This is a genomic window from bacterium (genome assembly GCA_014360495.1).
GTDB lineage: Bacteria > Armatimonadota > JACIXR01 > JACIXR01 > JACIXR01 > JACIXR01.
Map to the genome: position 1 here is coordinate 79,605 of JACIXR010000006.1, position 14,569 is coordinate 94,173.

General features: G+C 46.2%; 11 protein-coding genes and 1 rRNA gene. 10 read left to right on the forward strand and 2 right to left on the reverse strand.

What is annotated here, in order from left to right; translation table 11 throughout:
- Position 1: 1 nt before the first annotated feature.
- Both H5T88_06435 and H5T88_06440 read right to left on the reverse strand, forming a co-directional pair.
- Positions 2 to 673 (reverse strand): uracil-DNA glycosylase, encoded by a 672-nt coding sequence (locus H5T88_06435; GenBank protein ID MBC7329982.1) that lies wholly within the window; start codon positions 671 to 673, stop codon positions 2 to 4.
- Positions 670 to 1,155 carry an HIT domain-containing protein gene (locus tag H5T88_06440; GenBank protein ID MBC7329983.1) on the reverse strand — a complete coding sequence of 162 codons (486 nt, stop codon included), beginning with the start codon at positions 1,153 to 1,155 and terminating at the stop codon, positions 670 to 672. Before H5T88_06440 ends, H5T88_06435 begins: the two co-directional genes overlap by 4 nt.
- A gap of 216 nt (positions 1,156 to 1,371) precedes the next feature.
- Here H5T88_06440 and H5T88_06445 point away from each other — a divergent pair, with 216 nt between their 5' ends.
- The 10 genes from H5T88_06445 (at position 1,372) to H5T88_06490 (ending at position 14,568) form a co-directional block, all read left to right on the forward strand.
- On the forward strand, positions 1,372 to 2,109 hold the full coding sequence (locus H5T88_06445) for a prepilin-type N-terminal cleavage/methylation domain-containing protein (protein MBC7329984.1): 738 nt from the start codon (positions 1,372 to 1,374) through the stop codon (positions 2,107 to 2,109).
- Between the two features lie 250 nt (positions 2,110 to 2,359).
- Positions 2,360 to 3,907 (forward strand): 16S ribosomal RNA (locus tag H5T88_06450).
- A 182-nt stretch (positions 3,908 to 4,089) separates the two neighbouring features.
- Positions 4,090 to 4,821: a hypothetical protein gene (locus H5T88_06455; GenBank protein ID MBC7329985.1), complete on the forward strand. Its 732-nt coding sequence runs from the start codon at positions 4,090 to 4,092 to the stop codon at positions 4,819 to 4,821.
- A 279-nt stretch (positions 4,822 to 5,100) separates the two neighbouring features.
- The gene (locus H5T88_06460; protein MBC7329986.1) at positions 5,101 to 6,369 is read left to right on the forward strand and encodes a PD40 domain-containing protein; all 1,269 of its coding nucleotides are present in this window, start codon (positions 5,101 to 5,103) and stop codon (positions 6,367 to 6,369) included.
- 94 nt (positions 6,370 to 6,463) lie between these two features.
- Complete coding sequence (locus tag H5T88_06465; GenBank protein ID MBC7329987.1) at positions 6,464 to 8,221, forward strand: hypothetical protein; 1,758 nt, start codon at positions 6,464 to 6,466, stop codon at positions 8,219 to 8,221.
- 23 nt (positions 8,222 to 8,244) lie between these two features.
- A complete protein-coding gene (locus tag H5T88_06470) occupies positions 8,245 to 9,579 on the forward strand; it encodes a hypothetical protein (GenBank protein ID MBC7329988.1) in 1,335 nt (444 codons plus the stop codon).
- Between the two features lie 352 nt (positions 9,580 to 9,931).
- Positions 9,932 to 11,494 carry a citramalate synthase gene (gene cimA, locus H5T88_06475; GenBank protein ID MBC7329989.1) on the forward strand — a complete coding sequence of 521 codons (1,563 nt, stop codon included), beginning with the start codon at positions 9,932 to 9,934 and terminating at the stop codon, positions 11,492 to 11,494.
- Entirely contained in the window at positions 11,494 to 12,525 is a 1,032-nt protein-coding gene (locus H5T88_06480; protein MBC7329990.1) for a polyprenyl synthetase family protein, read from the forward strand. The genes cimA and H5T88_06480 overlap by 1 nt, the downstream gene beginning before the upstream one ends.
- Positions 12,495 to 13,361, forward strand: a complete 867-nt coding sequence (gene ispH, locus H5T88_06485; GenBank protein ID MBC7329991.1) for a 4-hydroxy-3-methylbut-2-enyl diphosphate reductase — start codon at positions 12,495 to 12,497, stop codon at positions 13,359 to 13,361. The genes H5T88_06480 and ispH overlap by 31 nt, the downstream gene beginning before the upstream one ends.
- Positions 13,362 to 13,467: 106 nt before the next feature.
- Positions 13,468 to 14,568, forward strand: coding sequence for a hypothetical protein (locus H5T88_06490; GenBank protein MBC7329992.1), 1,101 nt, complete (start codon positions 13,468 to 13,470; stop codon positions 14,566 to 14,568).
- The last annotated feature ends 1 nt before the right edge of the window (position 14,569 follow it).

A 14,569-nucleotide genomic window follows, 5' to 3' on the forward strand; every position in this document is an offset into this window, starting at 1 on the left:
CTTAAAAGAGGTTGAGCTGCTCTCCTCCCTCATCTGGCGGAGGTATTATGACCTTTTCTTCCGTTTCCTCGCCTTGCAGGCTCTCCGCTCTCCTCCTTGCCTCCGCTATATCCTCGGATAACATCCAGCGCAGCTCGTCAAAGGCTCTCCCAGGCTGCCTCAAGACATAGGCAGGATGATATGTGGCGATGGCAAATGGCGCATATAGGCTCTTAAACCACAGCCCTCGTTCCTCCGTCATCTTGAATCCCCTATGTATGATGACCTCAGCCGACGGACCACCTAAACAAACAATCACTTTAGGCTTAACGATTGATAGCTCTTCTTCCAGCCATTTCTTGCAGGCTTGCACCTCTTGAGGGCGAGGAGGGCGATTGCGAACGCTTCCCTCCTCCCTTATAGTTGCCCTACACCTTATTACATTCGTTATCCAAACCTCTTCCCGAGTTAAGCCGTTTTCCAGGAGAACTTCCTCAAGCAACTTACCCGCTCTCCCCACAAAAGGGCGTCCCTGCAAATCCTCGTTCTCCCCAGGTCCTTCTCCGACCAAGACGATTTTCGCATCTATATTCCCATCCCCTATGACCACATTTGTGCGGGTTTCCCAAAGGGGGCAATCTCTACAAGAGAAAACCCTCTTTTTATAATCCAAAAATCTCTCCTGCTTGTTCATTTTCGCTTCTCCAGGGTAGCTTTGAGAAGTTGATAGGTTGCGGACAGGCTTTGGGGTATTACCTTCGTCTCCCCGATAACGGGCATAAAGTTGGTATCTCCCTCCCAGCGAGGAACGATATGGAGATGAATGTGGTCGGGGACACCCGCTCCCGCTACCCTCCCGATATTCATCCCGATATTGAAACCATGGCATTTAAGGGCTTCTCTTAAGACCTCAATCAAAAGGCTCAAAGCTTCCATCAATTCCAACTTTTCCTCTTCGTTCAAATCGTTTAGGGAGGCGATATGTCTATAAGGAGCAATCATAAGATGCCCATTGTTGTAAGGAAATATATTGAGCATAGCGAAGCAGCTTTTCCCTCGCCATATGACGAGGTTTTCCTCGTCGCTTCCGTTGAGTTTTTTACAGAATATGCATTCCTCGCTTTTTCCTGCTTCCGTCACATATGTTGACCTCCAAGGTGCCCAAAGTATTTTCATATCAAAAAAATAATATTCTCCAAAAACCGAGGCGTCAATATAATTTTGTGATTGCATAGCATATCGGACTCTTTAAGTTGTTCTCTATGTTTAGAAATCGGGCTATAACGATGAAAGGGAAACTACCCCCTTGAAAACATAAAAAATTTATTGACAGATATAACATTTATTCTTTAAACTTTAAGTTGAAATAAATTTAAGGTGGAGGTGTTTTCTATGCGTCGGCGTGGTTTTACATTGATAGAGCTGCTCGTTGTGATAGCGATAATCGCTATCTTGGCGGGCATCTTGTTCCCGGTCTTTTCAAGGTCAAGGGAGCAAGCTAAAAAGGCTGCTTGTATGAGCAATATGCGGCAGATTGGGCTGGCGCTTATGCAATATGTTCAAGACTGGGATGAGACCTTCCCCATGGGCGACCCCCAAGCTTGGGGCGACCTCCTCATCTTCAACTATCCTCAGGATGCCTGCTGTATGGGATGGTCAGCCAACCCCTGGTGGAGCGCTGCCGCTCGCTTAATGCCGTATATTAAAAATGCGAGTATTTGGCATTGCCCAAGTGCGCCCGATACGGGACAGCAAGCTGGTTGGCCTGAAGCGTGGCCAGGTGCGTTCGCCGTTAACTATGCCTACAGGCACTGCGTGGCTGCGGGACCTGCAACGGGCGTCAAGTGGACGATGTCCCGCATAGCTCGCCCATCCCAAACGATGATACTTCACGAAAGGGGAGATAACCACGAGACGAAGGCATGTATGTGCGGAGACCCTCGTTCGGTAGAGGCAGCTTACAATATGATTTTCGCCGATGGGCACGCCAAATTCGTCAAGGCGGGAACACTTCGCTGGGTGAGATTCGGCAACCAATATTGGGGCTATCCCGCCTACGACCCCAACTGGCTACCTTATGGTCCCGGTCAATGGGGTCCTGACCCCGCTTTAGGTTGGGATATAGATTAAAAAATACTTGCCAAATTTTCGCTGTTGCTATAAAATAATAGATGAAAAAGGATTTGCCATTTGACATTTGCTACAGCTTGGTTATAATAGTTGATTGGAGAGCGAAAAAAATTCAAAAAAGATTTGACGAGCTTGTTGACATCTGCTATATAATATATTAGAGCGAGGTTGCTTCTTGAAAACTGAATAGCGTGTATTCTCCCCCGACCCTTTGAGAAGACAACCAATTAGAAAATAAAAGTTTTGAGCCGATGGAGAGTTTGATCCTGGCTCAGGACGAACGTTGGCGGCGCGCCTGACCCATGCAAGTCGTGCGACGGACCTTCTGGGGTTACCCGGGAGGTTACGGAGCGGCGGACGGCCGAGTAACGCGTAAGCAACCTACCCCTCGGAGGGGGATAACCCTCTGAAAAGGGGGCTAATACCCCATACGCTTAGGGAGGCGCATGCCTCCTTAAGGAAAGGGAGGAAACTCCCGCCGAGGGAGGGGCTTGCGTCCTATCAGCTAGTTGGTGAGGTAACGGCTCACCAAGGCGATGACGGGTAGCTGGCCTGAGAGGGTGGTCAGCCGGACTGGGACTGAGACACGGCCCAGACTCCTACGGGAGGCAGCAGGGCGGAATCTTGCGCAATGCCCGAAAGGGTGACGCAGCGACGCCGCGTGAGGGATGAAGCCCTTCGGGGTGTAAACCTCTTTTGCAGGGGAAGAAACCTGACGGTACCCTGCGAATAAGTCCCGGCCAATTACGTGCCAGCAGCCGCGGTAAAACGTGAGGGGCGAACGTTGTCCGGAATCACTGGGCGTAAAGGGTACGCAGGCGGTGGAGAAAGTCGGGTGTGAAAGCCTCAGGCTTAACCTGAGGAGGACGCTCGATACTTCTCCACTTGAGGAAGGGAGAGGGAGGTGGAATTCCCGGTGTAGCGGTGAAATGCGCAGATATCGGGAGGAACACCAGTGGCGAAGGCGGCCTCCTATCCCTTTCCTGACGCTCAGGTACGAAAGCTAGGGGAGCGAACCGGATTAGATACCCGGGTAGTCCTAGCCGTAAACGATGGGTGCTAGGTGTTGGGGAGTTAAACTCCTCAATGCCGAAGCTAACGCATTAAGCACCCCGCCTGGGGAGTACGACCGCAAGGTTGAAACTCAAAGGAATTGACGGGGGCCCGCACAAGCGGTGGAGCATGTTGTTTAATTCGATGCTAACCGAAGAACCTTACCAGGGCTTGACATGCTGGTGGTAGCGAGCCGAAAGGTAAGCGACCCTAACCCTTTTTGGGTTAGGGAGCCAGCACAGGTGCTGCACGGCTGTCGTCAGCTCGTGCCGTGAGGTGTCGGGTTAAGTCCCTCAACGAGCGCAACCCCCACCCTTAGTTGCCATCGGGTAATGCCGGGCACTCTAAGGGGACTGCCAGGGTCAACCTGGAGGAAGGTGGGGATGACGTCAAGTCCGCGTGGTCCTTATGTCCTGGGCTACAAACATGCTACAATGGGATGTACAGAGGGAAGCAATGCCGCGAGGCGGAGCTAATCCCTAAAGCATCCCCTAGTTCAGATTGCAGGCTGCAACTCGCCTGCATGAAGACGGAATCGCTAGTAACCGCCGGTCAGCCAAACGGCGGTGAATACGTTCCCGGGCCTTGTACACACCGCCCGTCAACTCATCCGAGTCGGGGGTACCCGAAGTCACTGGCCCAACCGCCTCTGGCGGAGGGAGGTGCCGAAGGTATCCTCGGTGAGGAGGAGTAAGTCGTAACAAGGTAGCCGTAGCGGAAGCTGCGGCTGGATCACCTCCTTTCTAAGGAGTTTGATTCTTCCTAAACGGGGAGAGGCACGCTATTCAGTCTTGAGGAAGCAACGAAGTTTGAAACTTTTTCAAATCGTAGGGCGTCTATAATAGTGAAATGACGCCCTACAATTATGTGGGGGCTAAAATATACAGGAGGTGCATAGATGAAAAGAGAAAGAGTAGTTAGTGTGTTGTGGGGGAAGCTACTCTCTCTCGGAGGGAGCTTTGTAGCTTCCAAATATGGCTGTTTGGTGTCTCCCTCGGCTTTGGAGACCCTATTTCGGTTGCTTTGCACGCACGCTGGACACCTGACTTGACCGCTAACTCCCCACAATCCCAATGTGTAACATCGGGAACAGTTGCTGGTGGAGTGGGGTTTCATGTTATTGCGAATTTCAGTCCACCGGTCATAGGATTTGGCGTTGATTCCGTTGATATATTAGAGCAAACGGATGTTCACGAGCCCCAGCATTTTAGGGTTGATAATCCGCAGGGAACAACCTACACACCCGACCAAATTTCAACTGTCTGCTCAGACCCTCCAACAGGCTATCAAAACTACATTGTCTTCTCCACACCTCCCTTCTGGGGGTTTGCCTGCCACAACACAAGCTACCTTGTTAGAGCATCTTATTCCTATACAAAAGTTACAGGTCCCCCTCCCACCTACCAACGGATAGGACCAATAGAGGCGAGCATAACGGTTAATTTCAACAATTTAACAGTTGAGGCGCAGCCGGAGTATCTCATAAACAATCCCGGTGGTGATAATCACAACACGACTATCACATTCCAGCTGAAATCAGCCCAGAAAAAGCTCTGCTCCGCTACTATATCAATCTATACTTCAACTCAACAACTCGTTAAACTGGAAACCCTGAATAATCTCCTTTGTCCAGGAACTTATACCTATACCTGGGGATGAAAATCTAAAGGGTGATTGCTCAGAAGCGATTAGGTCCCAGCCACTGCAATACAGCCCTCCTTACAAAGCAAGTGAAAAACACTCTTATGCGGTGTTGAGGGTCCTTAAAGCTCCTACCAGTGGTTCCCTACTAGAGACCGTTACACTTACAAATTATAATGACGAGGACTATATATCTTTAGGCGTTGACTATATAGCAAAGTCCATAAGGGGCGCTTTTAACGGGTTTGTATTTATGCACCCAGAAGAATTACAATAATGGGAAAGGAGGTTTTTAAAATGAGAAAATCTCTATATGCTTTGTTTGTAATAGCTTTATCCTTACTATGGAGAGAAGAAGGCTTTGCTACAATAGAAGAAACAGTATTCCCGCCAGATATTTTTAGCCTAGCGGTCTCTCCCGATGGTAGAAAAGTATACTTCACCTCTAATATCCATACAGGCGATGTTATATACGAACCAGCTGAGCTTTTTGTGGTGGACCTTGCGACAAGAGAGATTAACCAGCTTACAGAACCGCTTAATTTTACTGCTGGAAGACAACTCGCTATATCACCTGATGGCTCCACAATTGCATGTGTTCTTTATAGCTATCCAAAAGGAGACAGTATATACTTTATCAATCCGGATGGATCAAATTTCCGTGAGTTTACCAGTGATAATTATGGGGGAGGGGATCCAGTTTGGTCTCCTGATGGCAATTTCTTAGCAATTTCTACTTGGAGAGAAAGCGAAACGCCAGTAGGTGGCATTTTAATAGTTGATAAAACTGGAAATGATATAGCTTGGGTTGTCGCTGGGGATAATAGTTACCCTCTCGCCTGGGCGCCCAACGGTCAATACTTGCTCATTGTAAGGGGTGTGAAAAATAGCCAAGGAGATATTGTCAGAACTTTATGGCGTGTTGACCTGGACTTAACAAAACCCTTTCCTGCCACAGCTTTCATTCAGCTTACTAATCCAGACGAGGGAGATTGGGGCAGTGTTGTTTCAATATCACCTGACAGTTCAAAGATTATTTATGCTTTAGCGAATGAGGTATGGGTTATGAATGCTGATGGCTCTAGTAGAGAAGTTTTGTTTTCATTGGCTGATAACTTCTTTATAGAAGGTGTCGCTTGGCTTCCATCAGGTGACAGAATAGTGTTAATAGCACAAAATGGAAACACTGCGGCAAATATCTACCTTATAAACCCCGATGGAACAGGATTACAGCAAATAACTAATTTCACTGATTATTTAGCAAAGGGAGAAAAACCTGCCACAATAGCAGGGAGTGTTGGGAGGGATAAGTTTTCACAAAAGATCTTCCCGACGAGAAATCCGCTCAAGGGATTGGCAGGCAATACTAAAGGAACCAAAATCACCAAAAACAAGGTAAGCCCTTCTGGGAAGATGAGCAGAAGAAATTGGGTTAGCGACAGCCAACGGGGCTATCCTATAAGGGGAGAAGAACATAAATCACCCAGAATGCCAATATTTGCTGGAGCGCTTTCTCTCTCTGCTTTAGGTTATGTACTTTGGAAGTTCTTGAAGATATTAGCTTAAAATTAGGGGCGAGGGGAGCGGTTTACCGCTCCCCCGCCCATTGAAGAAACAAAAATAAAAGTATAATCGTCTAATTTTTGAAATGTTTTCCAAAATGGAACGTTTCTGTCTTGGTTTAAATGGATTTTATAACCTAATAGTCCAATCCCAGCCCAAAATACTGAAATGGGACCCTTGCGCTTGGGATGGAACAATGAACAAAGTGGGGATGCCTCCTCCTGCAACCGCACCTCGGGGAATTTATACATTTGATATAAAAGTCCAAGGTGCTTGTCCTAAAGAGGATGACGACAAATGCATCATAACCAATCCACCTTGCTCATTTCCAAATGGGATAGCGAAAAACGCTATGGAGGTTAGAAATGGGAGCGATGGAGGTGCAGGCGGTCAATTTGGCGAGCTAAATGAAAACGGACAGTTTGTTCCCTGGTCTGATTGGAGAAGTACACGATTAATTAACGACTATACCTACATCTACTATAAGTGTCCTGAAAATTTCACAGGTATAATATCCCTAACATTTCAATTTGATGACATACCTGAGGCTAATGACCCTGATAAGCCGGAGAGACTCAATCCAATACAGACATTTGACGACAAAGAAGTTTGGTCAGACCCAGTGAAATTGACCGTTTGGGATTTCACGATAACCGATTGTAAAGAGGATTGGCTTCCAGAATATGAGAAGGACGCTGATTTCGTCGCAGAGATAACTCCTCAAGCAGACCATAAGGGAAATTCTCTTTCCTCATATATATGGTTTTACCTTGATTCATCACAGGAACCGGGTATATGCAAGAACAAAGATGTGCCTTCAGGTAAGGAATTAGAGCAAAAGTGGGACCTCCAATTTGAGCCAGGGCAGTCAGAACTTGAGGTTTATAGTAGCGACCCCCAAAACGAGCCTTATAAAAACGATAGAGCTGTTACCAAATTGCCTGTGAGAACAGCAGTAGTTAAGGTGAAATGTTATGATTATGGGGCTTATGGTGAGCTATACGCGCTCGCAAACTTACCATCAGGTCTGGATTTTGCCCACATAAAAGGTAATCCCGATAAATTCATCGTTCGTATACCAGTAGACAATGATTTGAACTATATAGGTGATGCCTGGGAATTCAATGGACCTTATGCTTCTCCTCAAGATGACACTGATGACTACCCTCCGAGTAATTTCTTGGGAGACGGGCTCTCTCGTTATGATGAATATAGAGGCTTCTTTGTAAAAGGAGGATATAAAAGGCTAAACCCTGGTAAGAAAGACATATTCGTATTCGACCAAACCAACCTGGGAGAAGCCTCATATGAAGATTTTAAAGAATTAAAATTTGAGCTCCACTTCTGGGATTTCCAAAACGCCGATTTTATAGGGAAATTAGTTACTATTCACGACCTGACAGCGCATCTCTCCAACCAATATGGAATATTTGTACATATTATAAGCGACTTGGTAGAGATACCCGGTTACCCCCCTGAAGCAGGGGCTTACTATTTAGGCAGATGTAGCAATCCTTTGCCTGGAAGCCAAGGCGTAAGTGTTGATATCTATGTTGGAGCTATTAGATACTATTCTGCGCCCAATGTAGGGTATGACCCCTTGGATGAGTCGAAACTCACGGGATATCGTAACCCCGAGCAGGTAACTCGTATATTTAACCCCAATTATGCACTGATAGAAGACGATGTGGATAAGGAGGCAATCAAAAGTATTTTAGCTCATGAGTTAGGGCACGCTATCGTAAGTTGGGAACATTGCCCTGACGAAAATTGTATTATGTATGCGCCTTTTTGTTTTGATCATATATCCCATAGCTTCTGCGATGTTTGTAAACCTAAATTAAGATTACATTAATAAGGAGGTAGGCGAGAAAAGAAATGAGGAATAGATGGTTTATTTTTGTAGTTATTTTGATATTGAAGAGTTTGTTTTCCATTGCGAGCGATAATTATGACGCAAGCATGGAAGACCCATTGGTGCGGGAAGCATTAAAGGCTGACTACGAAGTCACCCAAATGACCGAGCTGGGTAACTGGTGGCTTCATATAACGCACCTCCTGAAACTACGAGAACAAGCGAAAGCATTGGAAAGCAAGGCTATTATTTCCGCGCTTATCAGCAAATATTGTATGTCATTGAGCCAGATTCTACCGAGCGTTGATTCCCAATTAGATATACTAGTTGGCCCGATAGCTTATTGGAAGGTTCCTAAGGTGTTAAGAGATTATTTCCGTATGCAGGGAAGGGAACAGGAGTTTCTTCGCAGAACGCAAGATGGAACTTGGCAAGAGCTCGTGTTACCAAAGCTTGAGGAGTTGCGGAAAATTTATCAGGAGTGTATAAGGATAATAGAGGAATATGACCCCGACCTCTCTATTGCGGTGATCAAGGTCCGAAAGAAAGATGGCGATATGGTGTTTCATTATTCCACGGTGCATAAGACAAAAGAAGAGGTCGAAGCTTGGCAGGAGGAAATAAGAGAGAGGGAAGCCCCAAAAATATTGGACGAGTATATTACTTCCTATCCAGGCGCTATAAGGATTGTTGAATCAAAGCAGGGATATTTGAAAACGGAATTCGCTTCCCCTTCCCTTGCCAGGGAATATTGGTTTAGAGTGTTCCACGACATCCAACCCAGTCCCACATGGTATCTCTGGCCAAACCTTGCATATTATTACGAGTGGGTAGGTGATTATGCTAAGGCTCTTTACTATCAAGAGCGCTATGAGGTTCTAAAACCCATTTTAGATGTTTGGGATATGGTTCTGCTGCCAGAGGGCGAAAATTTGCCATTTTCCGAGAAGTTGAAGGACATTAGGGGAAAGTATATAAAAGATTTGGGAAGAGGAGATAAGGAATGTAATCTCCACCCTTTTCTATATATCAATGACAAACCGCAGGACCCAAAGAAGGGCTTTACGAAGGGAGGCAAGCCTTTCGTTTCCGCTGATTCTTTATTGGAGACCCTAAACATATCCTTTGAATGGACGAGGGAAGGAAAGCTTTTGACGATTAAAAAGGACGATGGGGCCACGAAGATAGCGAATATAAAGGATAAATGGTGGATATATAATGATGGAGAGAGAAGGGAGGTAGAGGCTTATATTAAAGATAAGGAGCTTTATCTTCCCTTGAAAGAGCTTTGCGAGCTTTTGAATCTTAAACTTGAATGGGATGAGGATACTTTCATAGGGAAAGTATCAACAAAGTAGTCAAAAACAGGGGCGAGAGGAGCGGTATACCGCTCCCCCGCCCAGGTCTTTTTTTTCAAAATTATTCTCCAATTATAACAACCCCCAATCAGCGTTTTTCAGTAGAAGCAATCAGTAAATGAAACCATCCATAGAAGTGGAGTAGAATCGGCAAAGGAAGCTTTCGGCGTTTCAAGAGATACAATTCTCAAGAAGACCAAAAATCCAAGGAAGGAAGATTTTCCTTTAGAGTTTATAGTCAATCAATATGGGAAATCTCCTAATTAGTCTCAAATGTTATGGAATTATACAGAAATTTGCTAAAATCAAAATCCCCTGTTAAAATTTGTCAAATAAAGGAGGTATCCTTATGATGATAACCCTTTACGATACCACTCTGCGTGATGGCGCCCAGATGGAGGGCATATCCTTTTCCCTTGAGGATAAGATTCGCATAGCTCGTAAACTTGACGAGTTCGGCATACATTACATTGAGGGCGGATGGCCTGCCTCCAATCCCAAGGACCTCGCCTTCTTTAAGAAGATGAGCGAGGAACCCCTCAAAAACGCCAAGCTTGCCGCCTTCGGCTCAACAAGGAGGGCTAACCGCAAGCCGGAGGACGATACTAACCTTGTTATGCTTGTCCAAATGGATACTCCTACAGTTACAATCTTCGGCAAAGCTTGGGACTTTCATGTCAGGGAGGTCCTCCATGTTTCCCTTGAAGAGAATCTCAAGATGATAGAGGAATCAATCCGCTTTCTCAAATCCTTCAATAGAGAGGTAATATTTGACGCAGAGCATTTCTTTGACGGCTATAAATCCGACCCCGCCTACGCTTTGGAATGCCTGAAAGCAGCCGAGGAAGCAGGCGCCGATGTCATCTGCCTTGCCGATACAAACGGTGGTTGCCTGCCAAACGAGGTAGGGGAGATAACCGCTGTTGTTAAGGAGAAGGTAAAAGTGTCCTTGGGCATCCATGCCCATAATGATTCTGAAACGGCTGTAGCTAATTCCATCGCAGCTGTGCAAGCCGGTGCCACTCACATTCAGGGGACGATAAACGGCTATGGGGAAAGATGCGGAAACGCCAATCTCTGCTCAATAATCCCCATCCTCGTCTTGAAGATGGGATATGAGGTCATTCCCAAGGAAAGATTGAAGAATCTCGTTGAGCTTTCCCATTTCGTTGCGGAGTTAGCCAATATTGTGCCCGCAAACAATATGCCGTTTGTCGGGAGGTCAGCTTTCGCGCATAAGGGAGGCGTGCACGTTGATGCTATTATGAAAAACCCTCGCTCCTACGAACACATAGAGCCAGAGGCAGTTGGGAACGAGAGGAGAATCCTCGTCTCGGAATTGGCTGGCGCCTCAACAATCGTCTATAAGACGAGAAGATTGGATATAGACCTCACGAAGGAATCTAAGGAAACGCGCCTCATCTTGGATAAATTGACTGAATTGGAGAACGAGGGCTATCATTTTGAGGGAGCAGAAGCCTCCTTCGAGCTCTTGGTAAAAAAATTAACAGGCGGATATAGAAAGCTCTTTGACCTCTTAGGTCTGCGGGTGATAGTGGAGAAGAGGAAAGAAGACGAGAAATTCGTCACTGAAGCTACTTTGAAATTGAGCGTAAACGGGGTGGTCACACATACCGTCGCAGAGGGAGACGGACCCGTCCACGCTCTGGATAACGCCCTGAGAAAGGCGCTCCTGCAATTCTATCCAGAGCTGGAGAAAATCCGCCTAACTGATTTCAAAGTGAGGGTGATAAGCGGAAGCGAAGGAACAGCTGCGAAGGTGAGGGTATTGGTTGAATCGTTTGACGGAGAAGAGGTTTGGTCTACAATAGGCGTTTCCACGAACATCATTGAGGCTTCATGGCAAGCGCTCGTTGAGTCAATAGAATATAGACTATTAAAGGGAGGAAGGTAATGAGTGAGGCTTTGAAAAGATTTTTTACTTCCTCCCTAAAACTCGTTGAAAAGGATATGGAGGAGGTTTTAGGGCAATTTGAACTCCCTCTTTACGACTTTATGCGTTATCATTTAGGATGGAAGGACGAGAAGGGGAGTTGGTTAAAAGAGAAAGAGAGAAGGAAATACGGCGGGAAGAGGATTCGTCCCTTAATGCTTCTTCTTCTAACAAAATTTTTCGGTGGGAAACCCCAGCTCGCTGTTCCCTCCGCTTCCGCGGTTGAGTTTCTTCACAATTTCTCCCTCATTCACGATGATATTGAGGATGGAGACGAGGTTAGGCGGTTCCGCCCAACGGTTTGGAAAATCTGGGGGATACCACAGGCGATAAATCTCGGCTCATCAATGCAGGCTCTTGTCAATTTATCCGCGCTTCGCTTGAGGGAAAATTTTCCAGAGGTAGTCGTCAATAGGGTTTTGGAGGAGCTAACTTGGGCGATATTGAGGATGACGGAAGGGCAATATCTTGATTTGAAGATGCAAAAAGAAGCGGAAGCGATAGTGAACGATTATCTTGATATGATACGGAGGAAGACGGGAGCGCTGTTTGAGCGTTCCTGTAGGATATCGGCTATATTAGCGGGAAAAGATGAGGAAACGATTGAAAGGGCGGGCAAATTCGGGATGTTTTTCGGCTTGGCTTTCCAAATCAAGGATGACTATCTTGGGATTTGGGGTGAACCTGAGAAGATAGGGAAGCCAGCTGAGGATATCCACAAGGGGAAGAAGAGCTTCCCCATAGTTTTCGCCCTCAACAAAAGCACAAGAAAAGAGGAATTGGAAGGGATATTGAGCAAGGAAGAGAAAAGCGAGGAGGAAATAGAAAGGGCATTGGAGATTTTAGAGGAGGTGGGAGCGGAAAGCTATACGAGGGAGATATGTGAATCCTATGTTGATGATGCTATCTTTCATTTATCACAATTGAAGGGAAGGAGTTCGTTAAAGAGGGAAATAGAGAATTGGGTGAGGGAAAGCTTGAGAATCTCCTGAAAAGAGCAAAGGGTTTGGGCTTTTGCCCTGGAGTTAGGAGGGCAATCAGGCTTGCCGAGGAGGCGCTTCAGAGGGGCGAAGTAGTCTATGTAATCGGGGATTTAATACATAATGAGGGGGAGATGGCGAGATTGAAGCAAATGGGCTTGAGGGTGGCAAAAGATGTTGAAGAGATACCCCCAAATAGCTTTATGCTTGTGCGAGCCCATGGCTCTCCTCCCCAGCTTTTGAAGAGGGCGGAAGGAAAAGGAATCAAGATAATAGATTGCACCTGCTCAAGGGTGAGGAGGGCGCAAATGACGGCTTTGAAGCTATATAGGGAGGGGAGGGAAGTGATTATCTTTGGGGATAAGGAACATCCTGAAGTGCAGGCGATGCTCGGATATATTGATGGTAGTGGGTTGGTTATAGAAAATGAGGAGGAGGCGGAGGAATTGCCATCGTTTGAGAGGGCGGGTTTCCTCTGTCAAACAACGAAAGGTGGAGAGAGATTTCTATTTATAGCGAGGATATTAGGAGGAAAGATAAAGGATTTCAGATTTGAGGATACATCCTGCCCGGAGGTGGAGAGGAGAAAGGTTGTGTCAAGGGAGATTGCTAAAGAGGTAGATGTGATGGTTATAGTGGGAGGGAGGAGGAGCGCCAATACACGGAGACTGAAGGAAGCTTGTGAGGAGGTGGGTATAGAAAGCTATATTGTGGAGAAAGGGGAGGATTTGAAGGAGGAATGGTTTAGGGGAGGGAAGAGGATAGGTATAACCGCTGGGCTTTCCACGCCACTCTGGGAGATTGAAGCAGTGGAGAAGGAGATACGGAAGATATTGAGAAGGATGTAAGACGAGGGAAAGATGACTCAGCGGGAAAAATAGAAGAGGGATTTCTATCCTATTTTATGGTTGAATAAATTGACTGCCCCAAATGGTAAACTTACAATTTAAAAGGATGATTAAAAAACTGCTATATTTATTAGTCTCAATATCTGTTGTCCTCTTCCTTTTCAATGGCTGTTCAAGGACTCCTGAAGGGGAAGCCCTGGGGAAAATAAGGGAGGCGATAGGTTTATTCATCCAATTCGGCACGCCAACGGATAGGGCTATATCCCTACTTGAAGAAGGAGCGGAAAGGATAAAGGAACCATTTGTTGAGGAAACCCTTGCGCTTTTCTACCTCGCTCAACATCCTACTCAATGGGAGAAAGCGATTCCCCATCTTGAGAAAAGCAAGACGAAATTCAGTCAAATCTTGCTTGGAGAAGCGATGATGAGGGTGGGGAAGTGGAGCGAGGCGAGCGAGCATCTGAAGAACAAGGACCCTCTCTCCCTTTTCCTTTCGGCTTATTGTAACTTCAAACAGGGAAGATTGGGGGAAGCAAGGGATAAATTGGAGGAGGCGAGCGGAAGCGAGGAGAAGATTCCCCAACCCCTTGTCTTTTCCGCCCTGGGGCAGTCTCAACCTCTTGCCTGCGCTGGTCTGCGAAACTCCTCCCTCCGTTGGATTTGGGATAACTTGGAGAAAATGGGAAAGGAAATGAGCGAAAAAATAGGGGATAAAGAGTCAATCAAAAGAATCGGCGAGAAATTAGCTGATTATTCCTTAGTGAGACCCGAATATGTTGCTTCTCTCTCCCTTCTGAAGATTGGGTTAAACGATGAAGGTAGTGAGAAATTGGAGAAAGAGAAGGAGATTTACTTGAAGGAAGCGGAGAGGTTGGAGGCGGAGACTATGGGCAGTTTATATCGTTTGACTCGCCTCCTCATATTCATCACTTTTCTCGGCTTACTCCTCGTTGGAGTTGGAATGATTATGCTTATGGTGGGCTTGGTAAAAGGCAGGGGACATCCTCTATGGAGGAAAGGATTGATATCTGCTGGAATTGGCTTTGGTCTATGGATATTTCTTATGCTTCTCTTCTATCCAATGCCCTTCGGCGGGATTGTGCAAGGATATGTGGCGAGAAAATTCTATCGGCAACAGCATCGCCTTATAAAGGATAATTTCGCCAAATTATCAAAGGAATTGCCAATACAAACACTTAAGGAGTGAT